General features: G+C 63.3%; 1 protein-coding gene. It reads right to left on the reverse strand.

Annotated elements, in window-relative coordinates; all coding sequences use genetic code 11:
• A partial coding sequence (locus ACQRAQ_RS08680) for an IS3 family transposase (protein ID WP_427794566.1) occupies window positions 1-264 on the reverse strand: 264 nt, incomplete at both ends.

Below are 264 nucleotides of genomic sequence, written 5' to 3' on the forward strand. Positions count from 1 at the left end.
GATTCCGGGAGGGACAGCCCCGCCTCCCTGAACTCGACCGGAGACATGTAACCCAGCGTCGAGTGGATCCTGAAGTTGTTGTACCAGTGCACGTAGTCCGAGAGCTTGGCCCGGAGCTCGCGCGTCGTGCCGAACGTCTCGCGGTGGACGAGCTCGGCCTTCAGTATCCTGTTGGTCGACTCGTCGACGGCGTTGTCGTAGGGGCAGCCCTTGGCCGACAGCGACCTCTCAATGCCGAAGGCCTCGAGCATCAGGTCGATCTCG

It is taken from the genome of Collinsella sp. SGI.178, assembly GCF_050313495.1.
Lineage (GTDB): Bacteria > Actinomycetota > Coriobacteriia > Coriobacteriales > Coriobacteriaceae > Collinsella.